General features: G+C 64.7%; 10 protein-coding genes, 2 tRNA genes and 2 pseudogenes. 3 read left to right on the top strand and 11 right to left on the bottom strand.

The window, feature by feature from the left end; genetic code table 11:
- Positions 1–11 precede the first annotated feature (11 nt).
- The gene (locus RZR99_RS15260) at positions 12–1,769 is read right to left on the bottom strand and encodes an acyl-CoA dehydrogenase family protein (protein ID WP_323120619.1); all 1,758 of its coding nucleotides are present in this window, start codon (positions 1,767–1,769) and stop codon (positions 12–14) included.
- A gap of 109 nt (positions 1,770–1,878) precedes the next feature.
- On the opposite strand from RZR99_RS15260, the gene RZR99_RS15255 reads away from it, so the two are divergent.
- Together RZR99_RS15255 and RZR99_RS15250 are read left to right on the top strand one after the other, a co-directional pair.
- A complete protein-coding gene (locus tag RZR99_RS15255; RefSeq protein WP_323120618.1) occupies positions 1,879–2,781 on the top strand; it encodes a LysR family transcriptional regulator in 903 nt (300 codons plus the stop codon).
- Positions 2,782–3,067: 286 nt separating this feature from the next.
- Positions 3,068–3,142: transfer RNA gene (locus RZR99_RS15250), tRNA-Val, on the top strand.
- Positions 3,143–3,468: 326 nt separating this feature from the next.
- Here the strand turns inward: RZR99_RS15250 and RZR99_RS15245 are convergent.
- Positions 3,469–3,774 (bottom strand): annotated as a pseudogene (locus RZR99_RS15245) (transposase); the annotation flags it as partial.
- Positions 3,775–3,830: 56 nt separating this feature from the next.
- Positions 3,831–3,917, bottom strand: a tRNA-Leu gene (locus RZR99_RS15240).
- Positions 3,918–4,224: 307 nt separating this feature from the next.
- Here RZR99_RS15240 and RZR99_RS15235 point away from each other — a divergent pair.
- Positions 4,225–4,788, top strand: a complete 564-nt coding sequence (locus tag RZR99_RS15235) for a flavodoxin family protein (RefSeq protein WP_323120617.1) — start codon at positions 4,225–4,227, stop codon at positions 4,786–4,788.
- Positions 4,789–5,314: 526 nt separating this feature from the next.
- Here the strand turns inward: RZR99_RS15235 and RZR99_RS15230 are convergent.
- The 8 genes and pseudogenes from RZR99_RS15230 to RZR99_RS15195 form a co-directional block, all read right to left on the bottom strand.
- Positions 5,315–5,794, bottom strand: a complete 480-nt coding sequence (locus RZR99_RS15230; protein ID WP_323120616.1) for a DUF2846 domain-containing protein — start codon at positions 5,792–5,794, stop codon at positions 5,315–5,317.
- 131 nt (positions 5,795–5,925) lie between these two features.
- Positions 5,926–7,218: an NAD(P)/FAD-dependent oxidoreductase gene (locus tag RZR99_RS15225; RefSeq protein WP_323120615.1), complete on the bottom strand. Its 1,293-nt coding sequence runs from the start codon at positions 7,216–7,218 to the stop codon at positions 5,926–5,928.
- A 14-nt stretch (positions 7,219–7,232) separates the two neighbouring features.
- Positions 7,233–8,156 carry an ABC transporter permease subunit gene (locus RZR99_RS15220; RefSeq protein ID WP_323120614.1) on the bottom strand — a complete coding sequence of 308 codons (924 nt, stop codon included), beginning with the start codon at positions 8,154–8,156 and terminating at the stop codon, positions 7,233–7,235.
- Positions 8,153–9,127 (bottom strand): ABC transporter permease subunit, encoded by a 975-nt coding sequence (locus RZR99_RS15215; RefSeq protein WP_323120613.1) that lies wholly within the window; start codon positions 9,125–9,127, stop codon positions 8,153–8,155. Before RZR99_RS15215 ends, RZR99_RS15220 begins: the two co-directional genes overlap by 4 nt.
- Entirely contained in the window at positions 9,124–10,278 is a 1,155-nt protein-coding gene (locus RZR99_RS15210) for an ABC transporter ATP-binding protein (protein WP_323120612.1), read from the bottom strand. Before RZR99_RS15210 ends, RZR99_RS15215 begins: the two co-directional genes overlap by 4 nt.
- Before the next feature lie 190 nt (positions 10,279–10,468).
- The gene (locus tag RZR99_RS15205) at positions 10,469–11,590 is read right to left on the bottom strand and encodes a polyamine ABC transporter substrate-binding protein (protein ID WP_323120611.1); all 1,122 of its coding nucleotides are present in this window, start codon (positions 11,588–11,590) and stop codon (positions 10,469–10,471) included.
- 60 nt (positions 11,591–11,650) lie between these two features.
- The gene (locus RZR99_RS15200; RefSeq protein ID WP_323120610.1) at positions 11,651–13,084 is read right to left on the bottom strand and encodes an aspartate aminotransferase family protein; all 1,434 of its coding nucleotides are present in this window, start codon (positions 13,082–13,084) and stop codon (positions 11,651–11,653) included.
- A 236-nt stretch (positions 13,085–13,320) separates the two neighbouring features.
- A pseudogene (locus RZR99_RS15195) lies at positions 13,321–13,796 on the bottom strand (glutamine synthetase); the annotation flags it as partial.

Raw genomic sequence — 13,796 nt, 5'->3', positions numbered from 1 at the left:
CGCCGCGCCGCTCATGCCGCCGCTCCCGCGCCACCGGCGAGCCGCATCGCCGCTTGCAGCGAAACCGGCCGGTCGTTCAGCAGCGCGGCGAACGCGTCGGCATCGTCCGCATGCTCGCGCAACGCGAGCGGATCGACGGGCAGCAGCTTGTGGCGCAGCACCAGATGCGCGAGCGCGAGACGCCGGTAATCCGGTGCCAGCCGCATGCCCTCGCTCGCCATCAGGATCGCCGTCGTGACGTGATACAGCGCCGAGCCGGCCTGTCGAACCTGCGCATCGTCGCCCTGCTCGGCGACCGCAGACATCGTGTCGCACACGCGCGCCAATGCGTGTGCGAACGCGGCCGCACTCGAATCCGGCAGCGCCGCGCCCGCGAGCGTCTCCCGCAAGAAGGCGCGCAGCGGCCCGAGTGCCTGTTCGCGCTTCACGGCGCGGGCGATGTCCAGCGCGACGATGTTGCTCGTCCCTTCCCAGATCGAGCCGAGATGCGCGTCGCGCACCACCCGCGCGTCGCTCCATTCCTCGATGTAGCCGGTGCCGCCGCGCACCTCCATCGCATCGCCCGCGACCCGGCGCGCATCGCGACACGCGCGAAACTTGATCAGCGGCGTGAGGATCCGCACGCAGCGCGCGGCCGATTCGTCGCCCGCGTCCGCCTGCGCCAGCAGCAGCGCGATCCGCATGAACATCGACCGCGCCTGCTCGGCGGGCACCAGCATCTTCAGCAACTGCCGCTGCATCAGCGGCATGTCGACCAACTTGCGGCCGAATGCTTCGCGATGCCGCGCGACGTGCAACGCCTCCGTCATCGCGCGGCGCATCAAGCCTGCCGCGCGCACGCCGTTCGACAGCCGCGACATGTTGATCATGTCCGCCATCTGCTGGAAGCCTCGGCCGACCTCGCCGATCAGATGCGCGTGCGCGCCTTCGAGCGAGATCTCGCCGCTTGCCATCGAACGGCTGCCGAGCTTGTCCTTGAGCCGGATGATCCGGTAGTGATTGCGCGAGCCGTCGGGCAAGGTCTTCGGCAGCAGAAACAGCGCGAGTCCCTTGATACCGGGCGACGCATCGTCCGGACGCGCGAGCACCATCGCGAGATCGGCGTCGGCGTTGGAGCAGAACCATTTGTCGCCGTACAACCGCCAGTTCGCACCGCCGTCCGTCGCGGGGCCGCGCACCGCGCGCGTCGCGATGCGGGCGACGTCGGACCCCGCCGCCTGCTCCGTCATGAACATCGCGCCCTGATACAGCACGTCGAAATCGCGCGACGCCAGCAGCGGCAGGAAGCGCTCGACCAGACCGGGAGACCCGAAGCGGCGCAGCGTGCGGGTCAGCGAGTCGGTCATGCTGACCGGACAGCACAGACCGAATTCGGCCTGGACGAACAGGAAGGTCAGCGCGTACTTGACGAGCGGCGGCGGCGGATCCGCGCGGTGACTCATGGACGCGAGCCCCAGCTCGGCATAGGCGACACGCTCGAGCGCCACGTAGTCGGGATGCTTGTCGATGTGCTGCAGCGGCTCGCCGCGCCGGGTGCGATGCTGGAGTTGCGGCGGGTTCCGGTCCGCGCGGGACGCCCAGCGGTCGAGTTCGCTGGACGCGCGCAGGCCGAGCGCGTCCAGTTCCGGCTCGATGCGCCGGTATGGCGCGTCGCCCAGATGAAGCCGCAGCAGCGCGGCGAGATCGGGATCGCTCGTGAAGAAGTTGATGCCCCGGCTGTCGGGGATATTGGCGGCGCCCGTGGCGGACGCTTCGGCGTGATCGTGCATGGCTCGTCTCCTGTTCCCATCAGCGTAGGAGCGAGATCGATAATCGTCCAATACACGATTTATCAAGTACGATAAATAAATCTTATCGATAGATGCGACAGGAGACGCCATGGACCTCAAGCAGTTGCGCTATTTCGTGGCGGTCGCCGAGGAATTGCACTTCGGCCGCGCGGCGAAACGGCTGTTCATTTCGCAGCCCGCGCTGAGCTTCGACATCCGCAAATTCGAGGACACGCTGGGCGTGCAGCTGTTCGCCCGCACCAGCAAGTCGGTTGCGCTGACCAATGCGGGCGAGGTGCTGCTCGGCGAAGCGCGCCGGCTGCTGCTGCAGGCGGACGAAGCGCGGCGGCTGACGATCCGGTCGGCGTCGGGGCTGGCGGGACGGCTGCGGATCGGCTTCGTCAATTCGATGCTGTATCGCGGTCTGCCGCAGGCGGTCCGGCAGTTCGGCGCGGATTACCCGACCGTCGAGATCGTGCTGAAGGAAATGAACACGCACGAGCAGGTGCAAGCGATGACGCGTGCGCAGATCGATCTCGGCTACGCGCACTGGGGCAGCTTTCCGCCCGACATCGCGGCCGAGACGATCTTCTCCGAACCGTTCCTGTGCTGCCTGCCCGCCGCGCATCCGCTCGCGCGCGGCAAGCGCATCGCGCTCGCCGCGCTCGCGAAGGAACCGTTCATCCTGTTTCCGCGCGACGCGGCGCCGCACTATCACGATCTGATCATCGCGCAGTGCGTGAGCGCCGGCTTCAGCCCGCTGATCCGTCACGAGGCACGGCTATGGCAGACGGTACTGTCGATGGTGGAATTCGAGATGGGCGTCGCGCTCGTGCCGCGCGTGCTGCAGCAGGTGCGCAACGAGCGGCTATGCTACCGGCCGCTGCGGGACAACGCGCTCGAATCGCATACGCTGCAGTTGCGGCGCGCGGGGGCGGTGGAGCCTGTTGCCGAACGGTTCGCGCAATATTTGCGCGCGGCGATCGGGAATCTGCCGAACGCCGTTCGGTGACATGTCCGAAGCGTGTCGTTGCCGTAGCGCGCGTAGGCGATCGCGCAGTGTCGTGGCAAGCGTCGGACCACATGCTTCGCGGAGAGCGTATTCAGGGCTCGTCCAGAAGCCGCCCCACCCCGGCGCCTTGCGTTGCCCACGTAAATAATCCTGGATAAAAGTGCCGGATTGACTGTAGAATCACGCCTCGGATCGCGCTACAGCACGGTTCGTACCCGCCACGATGAATATGTCCTAAAAAGTGCTTTACGAGCCAATCAAGCTCTGACATAATTCAAGGCTCTTTGGGCGGTTAGCTCAGCGGTAGAGCACTGCCTTCACACGGCAGGGGTCACTGGTTCGATCCCAGTACCGCCCACCAAAGATTCGCCGCTTGTGGCGACGCGTTCAACGCTGGATCGAGCAGTTCTCTCTGGCGCCAGCGCAAAGCCACTAGGCAAAGAAAAAGCCCTGCACTCGCAGGGCTTTTTTTCGTTCGCATCTCCCGCGCTAACGGGATGCCCTGACACTGCACATGCGTCACTCGAGACCTGATCTGTCAGTCAGCGTCAGCTCAGGTCTAAGATTGCTTCGCCGCCGCTTCATCAAGGACCGTGATCGACCCACTGCGATCGGTCGCGTCATTGCGAATTCAAGGGCAGCTAGCCGAGTGCTCCGGTCGCCCGAACACTGGCGGCGTCAAGACTCCGCCCGCTCCCAATCAATCGGGTCATGCTCACGCAATCGACGAAGCATCGCCAGATGCAGTTGCTCCCACACACCCGCTGCCTGCCAATCCCGTAGTCGTCACCAGCATGTCATCCCTCTACCCAAACCAAGCTCCTGCGGCAGGTCTTCCCACGGAATACCCGTTTGCAGGACATACCGGATGCCGTTCAATGCTGCGCGGTCGTCGACCGTACGTCGGCGACCGCCTTTGGGCGATGGTTCGAATACAGGAATCAATGGCTCCAGCGCTGCCCACAATGCGTTACTGATTTTTCGTCTCGACATCCCGCCGGGATATGGTGTTCATGGCTTGATGTCCAGGTTGTGTTAGCGACTCTAAATGGTGCCCAGGAGAGGACTCGAACCAACACGATGTTGCCACCGCCAGGACCTGAACCTAGTGCGTCTACCCATTCCGCCACCTGGGCACGTTTCGCTTGATGCTGCACCGCGAAAGACAGCAGCTATAGCGTGATTGGATGCCCTGCCAATAGTTTTTGAATGCACTCCCGGGCATGCACCGGGCAGACCTGCGGGCGGAATTGCTTGCGCCGGATGTCCTGGCCGGATCGATCCCGAACCAGCGATTGCCGCCGACGAGGAACGAGCAAATTTCCCGGATAGGGGTTCAAGTGTGTCACTGGCGGAATTATCGTTAACACGTGATCGTGCGAATTTATATGTTACCATTTCAGTAACAGTTCATGTTCGATTCAACCCTATAAGGAGTTTTTCATGTCTGAAATCGCTGTGGTTTTTCATAGTGGCTACGGCCATGCGGCTGTCATTGCGGAAGCCGTCGCGCGTGGTGTCGAGAAAGTCGACGGTGTGTCGGTCAAGCTGATTCCGGTCGATGCGATCGACGAGCACTGGACGTACCTGGAACAGGATGCGAAGGCGATCATCTTCGGTTCGCCGACCTACATGGGCAGCGCCTCCGCGCAGTTCAAGGGCTTCATGGATGCGTCGTCGAAGTACTGGGGCAAGTGGCGCGACAAGCTCGCGGCCGGCTTCACCGTGTCGGCTTCGCAAAGCGGCGACAAGCTTGCGACGCTGCAGCAGCTCTCCGTCTTCGCGGCCCAACATCAGATGCTCTGGGTCAGCCTCGGCTTGATGCCCGGCAACAACAGCAGCACGGGGTCGGTCGACGATCTGAACAGGCTTGGTTCGTTCCTCGGTGCAATGGCGCAGGCAAATGCGGATCAGGGCGGGGATGCGATTCTCGAGAGCGATCGAAAAACGGCCGAAGTGCTGGGCGAACGCGTCGCGATCGCGGCAAAACGCTGGAACGGCGCCTGATTCCCGGGCGGAAACAAGAAAGGCCGGCGAGAAACCGACCTTGCCAAACGCAGAGGGTGCGCGAGAGAGGGCTCGGTTATGCGCGCGCGACCCGGCTGCGCTTGCAGCCGTCGCGCCAGATTGTCGAAGTCCGCCAGCAAGTAGCCCGCCATGAAACCGAGCGTCAACGACCCACGCTATCGCAAGAGGCAAATTGCTACGTTTGCGAAGTGGCTGGTTCGAAAGGTGCAGCTTTATCGTTCAATCAGAAGCCGAGCGTACATCAGGTGAGACGTCGACGCACGGCACGGAAAGCCGAACCTGACCACGGACCGTCAACCTTACCTCGTTACCGGTACGCCAGCGTGCGCGATACCGATAATGACGAGATCGCGAACTGGCGACCTCGCCTGACCGACAACCGCCGGAGCCGGGGCTTCGGGTTGTGCTTCCTGTACATGCGCAACGTGAAGAGTTTTGCCTCGAATCAAAAGACAACGGCAAGGAGCGCGACCGAGCGCGGCACGACGATAACGCGCCCCCTCCCTCACTGCGACGCCGCGCTCTTCCCCACCGCAGCGGCCGGCGCCGCGCCGACATATTTCAGCGTCTCGACCACCTGCCGCGCCTTCTCCGGCTCCTTCTCGAGCGTCGGCGTCAACGGTCCGGCAATCACCGAGAACGGCACGCTCATCCGCACATACCGGGTGTCGCCGCCGTCCAGCACGACCTTCAACGGCTTGTCCGGCTCGCTCGACGTCGTGATCGTGTACTCGCCCGCCGGTTCGTCGACATAGAAGAACCCGCCCATCGGCATCGCCCCGACCGGCTGGTCGTTGATCTTCACCTGCGCGCCGCTCGCGGCGCCGAGCGCACTCGTCTCGCGGAAGAAGTACAGCCGGCCGTGTTCGGCATCGAGCGTCGGGATCGACGCCGACATGTCCTGGTACGGCGTCCCTTGTGTCGCGCACCCCGCCACCAGCGCGACACCGCCCGCCACGCAAAGCGCCCGCAAGATCCTGGTCATCGCTGCTCCTTGAAAAAATGTTGCCGGCCAAATCGTCCCCCAACCACCGGACGACCGATCCCGACACCATAGCGCCGCCGCGCGACCCCCACTGTTAAATTTAGTGAAGATCGCGCGTACTCCTTCGAACGTTATAGCGCATCTTTCATCCGATACCAGGCCATCGCGAGCACCAGCGCAGGGGTGCGCAGCCAGTCGCCGCCCGGGAAATCGCGATGCCGGAGCTTGCCGAACAGGTCGAAGCGGGCGGCCTGCGCATCGATCGCCTCGGCGATCAGCTTGCCGGCGAGCCCCGTGACATTCACCCCATGTCCGGAAAATCCCTGCGCGAAATACACGTCCGGCTCGAGCCGCCCGAAGTGCGGCGCACGGTTCATCGTGATGTCGACGAACCCGCCCCACGCATAGTCGACCTTGGCGTCGGCCAACTGCGGAAAAGTCTTCAGCATGTCGTGGCGCATGGCCTTCGCGAGATCGCGAGGCGCCAGCTTCGAATAGCTGACCTTGCCGCCCCACAGCACGCGGTGATCCTTCGAGCGACGAAAGTAGTCGAGCACGAACGCGCTGTCGCAGATCGCCGCGTCCGCCGGCATCAACGCCCGCGCGCGCTCCGCGCCGAGCGGCTCGGTCGCGATCACGTAGGTACCGACCGGCATGATCTTGCGCGCGAGCCGGGGCGCGAGGCGGCCGAGATACGCATTGCATGCGAGCACGACCTGGCCCGCGGCGACCTCGCCACGCTCCGTGACGACCCGATAGCGGCCGTTCGCCTTCTCGAACGACAGCGCACAGGTCTCCTCGAAAATCGACGCCCCCGCCTCGCGCGCCGCCCGCGCAAGACCCAACGTGTAATTAAGCGGATGCAGGTGGCCGCTGTCCGCATCGAACAGTCCGCCCACGTAGCGCGCCGAATCGACGTAGCGCGGCAGGTCGTGCTGCTCGACATAGCGATACGCGTGATAGTCGTAGCGCGATGCCGCCTCGTCGCACCAGGCGCGCAACGCGGCGGCGTCGCGCGGCTTGTTCGCGGCGGTCAGATAACCGAACGTCAAATCGCAATCGATCCGGTGCTTCGCGACCCGTTCCCTGACGATCTCGACCGATTCGAGCCCCATGTCCCAGATGCGCCGCACGTCCTCGGGCGGCATCTGCGCGGCAAACGTATCGATCTCGCACGCGTAGCCGCCGATCAACTGGCCGCCGTTGCGCCCGCTCGCCGCCCAGCCGACCCTCGACGCTTCGAGCACGGCCACCGAATAGCCGCGCTCGGCGAGATTCAACGCGGCCGACAGCCCGGTGAGTCCCGCCCCGATCACGCACACGTCCACCGCGATCGAGCCGTCGAGCGGCGGATGCCGGGTCGAATCGTTGGCGCTGGCCGCGTAGTACGACGCGGCATGCGGTTGATGAGCAAAGTCGAGCATAGCGTTCGCCATCGTTACAGGGAGGGAGCCGAGCCGCGCACGCCGAAGCCTGCGTCGGCCGCGCGGCGCGGACCGCCGGGGCTGCGCGGTTCGTCGGGCGGCGGCGCGGCGAGCGCCGCCTGCATGTCGCGCAGCCGCTTGCGCTCACGCGCGAGGATCAGCATGTTCACCGCGATCACGCCGATCGTCACCAGCACGATGAAGATCGTCGCGAGCGCGTTCATTTCCGGATTCAGGCCCAGCCGCACGCGAGAAAACACCAGCAGCGGCAAGGTCGTCGAACCGGGGCCGGACAGGAACGCCGACAACACCAGGTCGTCGATCGACAGCGTGAACGACAGCAGCCAGCCCGCGAGCAGCGCCTGCGAGATCAGCGGCAGCGTGATCACGAAGAATACCTTGAGCGGCGCCGCGCCGAGATCGAGCGCGGCCTCCTCGAGCGAGCGATTCAACTCCCGCACGCGCGACTGCACGACGATCGCGACATACGACACGCACAGCATCATGTGACCGATCCAGATCGTCAGCGTGCCGCGGCCGGCCGGCCAGCCGAGCAACTGCTCCATCGCGACGAACAACAGCAGCAGCGAAATCCCCTGGATCACTTCGGGGATCACGAGCGGCGCGTTGATCATCCCGCTGAACAGCGTGAACCCCTTGAAGCGGCCGAAGCGCGCGAGCACAAAGCCCGCCCAGGTGCCGATCACGACCGACGTGCACGCGGTCAGCACGGCGATCTTCAGCGACAGCCAGGCGGCACTCAGCAACTCGTCGTCCTTCAGCAGCGCCGCATACCATTTGAACGAGAAGCCCGACCACACCGTCACCAGCTTCGACTCGTTGAACGAATACACGATGAGGCTGATGATCGGGATGTACAGAAACAGAAAGCCGCCCGTCAGCACGCTCACCGTAATCGCCCTGTTCGGCTTGATCATCGCACGCCCTCCTGCTCTTTCACCTGGTAGTACTGGAACACAGCCATCGGCACAAGCAGCAGCAGCACCATCGCGACCGTGACGGCGGACGCCATCGGCCAGTCCATGTTGTTGAAGAATTCATTCCACATCACGCGGCCGATCATCAGCGTGTCCGCGCCGCCGAGCAGTTCGGGAATCACGTACTCGCCCACCGCCGGGATGAACACCAGCAGGCTGCCCGCGATGATCCCGTTCCTCGACAGCGGCAGCGTGATCCGCGTGAACACGGTCCATGGCTTCGCGCCGAGATCGTAGGCCGCCTCGATCAGCGACAGATCCATCTTCACCAGGTGCGCGTAAAGCGGCATCACCATGAACGGCAGATATGAATACACCATGCCGATGTAGACGCCGAAATCCGTGTGATACAGCCGGATCGGCTCGTGGATCAGCCCCAGCCCGATCAGCGCGCGGTTCAGCAGACCGTCGTCCTTCAGGATGCCGATCCACGCGTACACGCGGATCAGGAACGAGGTCCAGAACGGCAGCATCACGGCCATCATCAACAGGTTGCGCGTGCCGGGCGACGTACGCGCGATGCAGTATGCGACCGGATAACCGATCAGCAGACAGAACACCGTCGACACCGCTGCCATCTTCAGCGAACTGACGTAGGTGGCGAAATACAGGCTGTCCTCGAGCAGGAACGCGTAATGGCTCAGCTGCACCGTGAAATTGATCGCGCCGTCCTTCATCGCGGCCAGTTCGGTATACGGCGGAATGCCGATGCGCAGGTCGGCGAAGCTGATCTTCAGCACCAGCACGAACGGCACCGCGAAGAACACGGTGAGCCACAGGAACGGCACGCCGATCGCGAACGAGCGGCCGGACGGCAGCCAGCGCGCGATGAAGCGCCGCGCGACGCCGCGCGCCGGGTCGTGCACGCCGCCGGGCAGGCCGCGCAGGGTCGGGGAGGTGGACGTTTTCATTGGGTCAGTACCACGCCGCTGGTCGGCAGCCAGGAGACGAACACGTCGTCGTCATAATCGGGAAGGCCGGTCTGCGCCATCTGCGCGCTCGACACGTTCGACACCACCGTCTTGCCGCTCGGCAAACGCACGTGATACAGCGAGTAGCTGCCCATGTACGCGATGTCGGCGACGACGCCCTTCGCCCAGTTGTGCGGCGACGCCGGCCGCTCGCGCGACAGCGCGACATGCTCCGGCCGCACCGAGATGCCGACCGGCATCCCGAGCGGCCCCGTCACGCCGTGGCTCACGTGGATGCGGGCGTCGAGCGCGTCGCTCTCGACAAAAATGTAATCGGGCTCGTCCTCGACCAGCGTGCCCTCGAACAGGTTGGTCGAGCCGATGAACTCCGCGGAAAAGCGGCTGTTCGGATACTCGTAGACTTCGCCCGGCGTGCCGATCTGCACGATCCGGCCTTCGCTCATCACCGCAAGCCGGTTCGCCATCGTCATCGCCTCCTCCTGGTCGTGGGTCACCATCACGCAAGTGACGTCGACCTTCTCGATGATGTTGACCAGTTCGAGCTGAGTCTTCTGGCGGATCTTCTTGTCGAGCGCCGACATCGGCTCGTCGAGCAGCAGCAGCTTCGGCCGCTTGACCAGCGAACGCGCAAGCGCGACGCGCTGCTGTTGCCCGCCCGACAGCTGATGCGGCTTGCGCTGCGCGTACTTGCCCATCTGCACGAGCGCGAGCACATCGGCAACCCGTTCGCGCAGCTCCGCCTTCGGCACCCGCTCCTGCTTGAGACCGAACGCGACGTTCGCTTCCGCCGTCATGTGCGGAAACAGCGCATACGACTGAAACATCATGTTGACCGGCCGCTTGTATGGCGGCAGCGCCGCCAGATCCTCGCCGTCGACCAGGATCCGTCCCGACGTCACCGTCTCGAAGCCGGCCAGCATCCGTAGCAGCGTCGACTTGCCGCAGCCCGAGCTGCCGAGCAGCGCGAACAGCTCGTTCTTCTCGATCGTCAGATCGACGTGATCGACCGCGACGCTGTCGCCGAATTTCTTCACCACCTGCTCGATCCGCACGAAAGACTTAGGCTGCGCGTGCGGCGCGGATGACGGCGCGCGGCGCGCATCGTCGTGGGAAACCTGGTTCTGGTTCATGGCATCACCCTCTCGTTACGAATCGCAGGCGTGAGCGCTCCCATGCGAAGCGCGCAACGCGTTTCGCAGACAGCGGACTACGATCGGAAACTTCGCCCCGCCGGCGGGCGCTTCATTCGTTGCCCGACCCGCGCGGTCTCGTCATGGTTGGCGGGCAGGCGTCGCGCGACGCCTGCCTCGCGGCGTCAATTCAACGGCCTGCCTTCAACTGCGACCACAGCCGGTTCTCCAGCTTCACGATGACGATCGGCAGCGGCTTCTGCAGCGACATCCGGGACAATTCGGCATCGGTCGGATACACCGCCTGGTCCTGCGCGATCGCGGGCGTCACGAACGGGCGTGCCGCACGATTGGCCGACGGATAGAACACTTCGTTCGTGATGGCCGCGTTCACCTGCGGATTCGACACATAGTTGATCCATTGCAGCGCGGCTTCCGGATGCGGCGCGTCCCTCGGCACGACCATCACGTCGAACCACAGAATGCCGCCCTCCTTCGCATTGGAGAAACGGATGTCGTACGGACGCTTCGCCTCCTTCGCGCGACGCTTCGCGATGCCGACGTCGCCCGACCAGCCGAGCGCGACGCAAACGTCCTTGTTGACCAGATCGTTGATATAGCCCGACGAGTTGAACTGGGTGATGTACGGCCGGACTTTCTTCAGCACCTCGTAGGCTGCACGATAGTCGGCCGGATCGGTGCTGTTCGGATTCTTGCCCATGTACTGCAACGTCGCCGCGAACACGTCGGAGGCCTGATCGAGAAACGACACGCCGCAGCTCTTCAGTTTTTCCATGTGCGCGGGATCGAACACCAGCGCCCAGCTGTCGACCGGCGCGTGGGCGCCGAGCGCCTTCTGTACCGCCTGCGCGTTGTAGCCGATGCCCGTCGTGCCGAACGCCCACGGCACGCCGTACTGGTTGCCGGGGTCGACATCCGCCAGCATCTTCATCAGCACGGGATCGAGATTGGCGAGGTTCGGCAGCTTCGATTTGTCGAGCTTCTGATAGACGCCCGCCTCGATCTGCTTGGCCATCGTATTGGAGGTCGGCACGACGACGTCGTAGCCGGTGCTGCCCGACAGCATCTTCGCCTGCAGCGTATCGTCGCTGTCGTAGTTGTCGTAGCGGACCTTGACGCCGGTCAGCTTCTCGAAGCCCGGAATCGTGCCCTTCGCGATGTAGTCGGACCAGTTGTAGAGATTGAGCTGCTTTTCGGCCGCCTGCGCGCCGGGAACGGACAGCGCGACGGCCAGCAGCGCAGCGCTCGAGAGGGTGTGCAACACGTGATGTCGAAGGGATTTCTCGCTCATGGTGTGATCCTGTTCGTGCTGGCCGCCGGCGCCAAGCGTCCCACGCCGGCGGCCTCGCGATTACGAAATGCCCAATTGCTCGGCCGTGGCGTCGAACGCGTGCTTCGCTTTCGCGACGATCTCGTCGACTTCCGTCCGGGTGATCACGAGCGGCGGCGACAGCAGCATCCGGTCGCCGCTCGCGCGCATCACCAGGTTGCCGTTGAAACAGTGGTCCCGGCACAGCGTGCCGACCTCGCCGCCGTTCGCGAAACGCCGCCGCGTCGCCCGGTCCTGCGCCAGCTGCACGCCCGCCACCAGCCCCGCGCCCGCGATCTCGCCCACCAGCGGGTGATCGCCCAGCGCGTCGCGCAGCGCCTGCTGGAAGTACGGCCCGATGTCGCGCTTCACCCGCTCCACCACCCCGCCGTCGCGCAGCACCTTCAGGTTCGCCACCGCCACCGCCGCCGCCACCGGATGCCCGGAATAGGTCATCCCGTGATTGAACTCGCCGTGCGCGATCAGCGCCTGCGCGATCCGGTCGTGCATCGCCACCGCGCCCATCGGCACGTAACCGCTCGTCAGCCCCTTCGCCAGCGTCATCAGGTCCGGCTCGAAACCGAAATGCTGATGCGCGAACCATTCGCCCGTGCGGCCGAAGCCGCCGATCACCTCGTCGGCGGCCAGCAGCACGTCGTACTGGCGGCAGATCCGCTCGATCTCCGGCCAGTAGGTCGACGGCGGGAAGATCACGCCGCCCGCGCCCTGGAACGGCTCGCCGATGAACGCGGCCACGTTGTCCGCGCCCAGCTCGAGAATCTTCGTCTCCAGCTGGCGCGCGCGTTCGAGGCCGAATGCCTCGGGGGTCATCCCGGCGGGCGCCTCGCCGAAGAAATAGGGCTGGTCGAGATGGACGATGTGCTCGACCTGCGACGGCATCTGCTCGTGCATGTAGTCCATGCCGCCGAGCGTGCCGCCCGCGATGGTCGAGCCGTGATAGCCGTTGCGGCGCGAGATCACGTATTTCTTCTGCGGCCGGTTCTGGGTGCGCCAGTACTGGTGGACGATGCGCAGCACGGTGTCGTTGCCTTCCGAGCCGCTGTTGCAGTAGAAGAAATGATTGAACGGCGCGGGCGCGATCTCGGCCAGCAGCGCCGACAGTTCGATCACGGGCGGATGGGTGGTCTTGAAGAAGGTGTTGTAGAACGGCAGTTCGCGCAGCTGGCGGCTGCCCGCGTCGATCAGTTCGGCGCGGCCGTAGCCGACGTTGACGCACCATAGCCCCGCCATCCCGTCGATGATCCGGTTGCCGTCCGAATCCCAGAGATAGACGCCGTCCGCCTTGACGATCACGCGGCTGCCCGCGCGGTTCAGCGCACCCATGTCCGAGAACGGGTGCAGGTGGTGCGCCGCATCCATCGCGCGATATTCCGCGGTGCTGCGCGGCGCGGCGATTTTCGCGCTCGGCGCCTGCTGAGGTTGCACATAGGCCACTTCGCCGATTCTGTATGTCATCTTGCTCTCCTGATTGCAGTCTTCGAATGCCGTCCTTAGACGTGCAGCAACAGATGCCTGCGTTCCCACGAACTGATCACGCGGAAGAACGCTNCGCCTTGACGATCACGCGGCTGCCCGCGCGGTTCAGCGCACCCATGTCCGAGAACGGGTGCAGGTGGTGCGCCGCATCGAGCGCCCGGTAGCGCGCCGTGTCGAAATCGTTGCTCATGATGTCTCCTTGAACGCGCGCGTGCTCATACGTGCAGCAACAGATGCCTGCGTTCCCACGAACTGATCACGCGGAAGAACGCCTCGTACTCGGTTTCCTTCAACGCGAGATACGCCTTCACGAACTTGTCGCCGAGGATCTCCGCGAGCGGCGCGCACGCGCCCATCAGCGTGAGACCTTCTTCCAGATTGCGCGGCAGCTGGTACGGCAGGTTGTAGCCGTCCGTCGCGATCGGCGCGGTCGGCTCCAGCGCCTGCGTCATGCCGAGATAGCCGGCCGCGAGCGTGCCGGCGAGCGCGAGGTACGGATTGCAGTCGACGCCCGGAATGCGGTTCTCGATGCGCCGCGCGGCCGGGCTCGCGTGCGGAATCCGGAAACCGACCGTGCGGTTGTCGTAACCCCACTGCACGTTGATCGGCGCGGCCATGAAGCGCGACAGCCGGCGATACGAATTGATGTACGGCGCGAAGATCGGCATCAGCGCCGGCGTGTACTTCTGCA

The sequence above is a fragment of the Burkholderia alba genome (assembly GCF_034721475.1).
GTDB classification, from domain to species: Bacteria; Pseudomonadota; Gammaproteobacteria; order Burkholderiales; family Burkholderiaceae; genus Burkholderia; species Burkholderia alba.
Note: the sequence above shows the minus strand (reverse complement) of the source record. Positions and strands in the feature narration are given on the sequence as shown.

Excerpts from the sequence above, each read along its gene's own strand:
- RZR99_RS15260 (WP_323120619.1), bottom strand. The coding sequence starts at position 1,769 with ATGCACGATCACGCCGAAGCGTCCGCCACGGGCGCCGCCAATATCCCC.
- RZR99_RS15255 (WP_323120618.1), top strand. The coding sequence starts at position 1,879 with ATGGACCTCAAGCAGTTGCGCTATTTCGTGGCGGTCGCCGAGGAATTG.
- RZR99_RS15235 (WP_323120617.1), top strand. The coding sequence starts at position 4,225 with ATGTCTGAAATCGCTGTGGTTTTTCATAGTGGCTACGGCCATGCGGCT.
- RZR99_RS15230 (WP_323120616.1), bottom strand. The coding sequence starts at position 5,794 with ATGACCAGGATCTTGCGGGCGCTTTGCGTGGCGGGCGGTGTCGCGCTG.
- RZR99_RS15225 (WP_323120615.1), bottom strand. The coding sequence starts at position 7,218 with ATGCTCGACTTTGCTCATCAACCGCATGCCGCGTCGTACTACGCGGCC.
- RZR99_RS15220 (WP_323120614.1), bottom strand. The coding sequence starts at position 8,156 with ATGATCAAGCCGAACAGGGCGATTACGGTGAGCGTGCTGACGGGCGGC.
- RZR99_RS15215 (WP_323120613.1), bottom strand. The coding sequence starts at position 9,127 with ATGAAAACGTCCACCTCCCCGACCCTGCGCGGCCTGCCCGGCGGCGTG.
- RZR99_RS15210 (WP_323120612.1), bottom strand. The coding sequence starts at position 10,278 with ATGAACCAGAACCAGGTTTCCCACGACGATGCGCGCCGCGCGCCGTCA.
- RZR99_RS15205 (WP_323120611.1), bottom strand. The coding sequence starts at position 11,590 with ATGAGCGAGAAATCCCTTCGACATCACGTGTTGCACACCCTCTCGAGC.
- RZR99_RS15200 (WP_323120610.1), bottom strand. The coding sequence starts at position 13,084 with ATGACATACAGAATCGGCGAAGTGGCCTATGTGCAACCTCAGCAGGCG.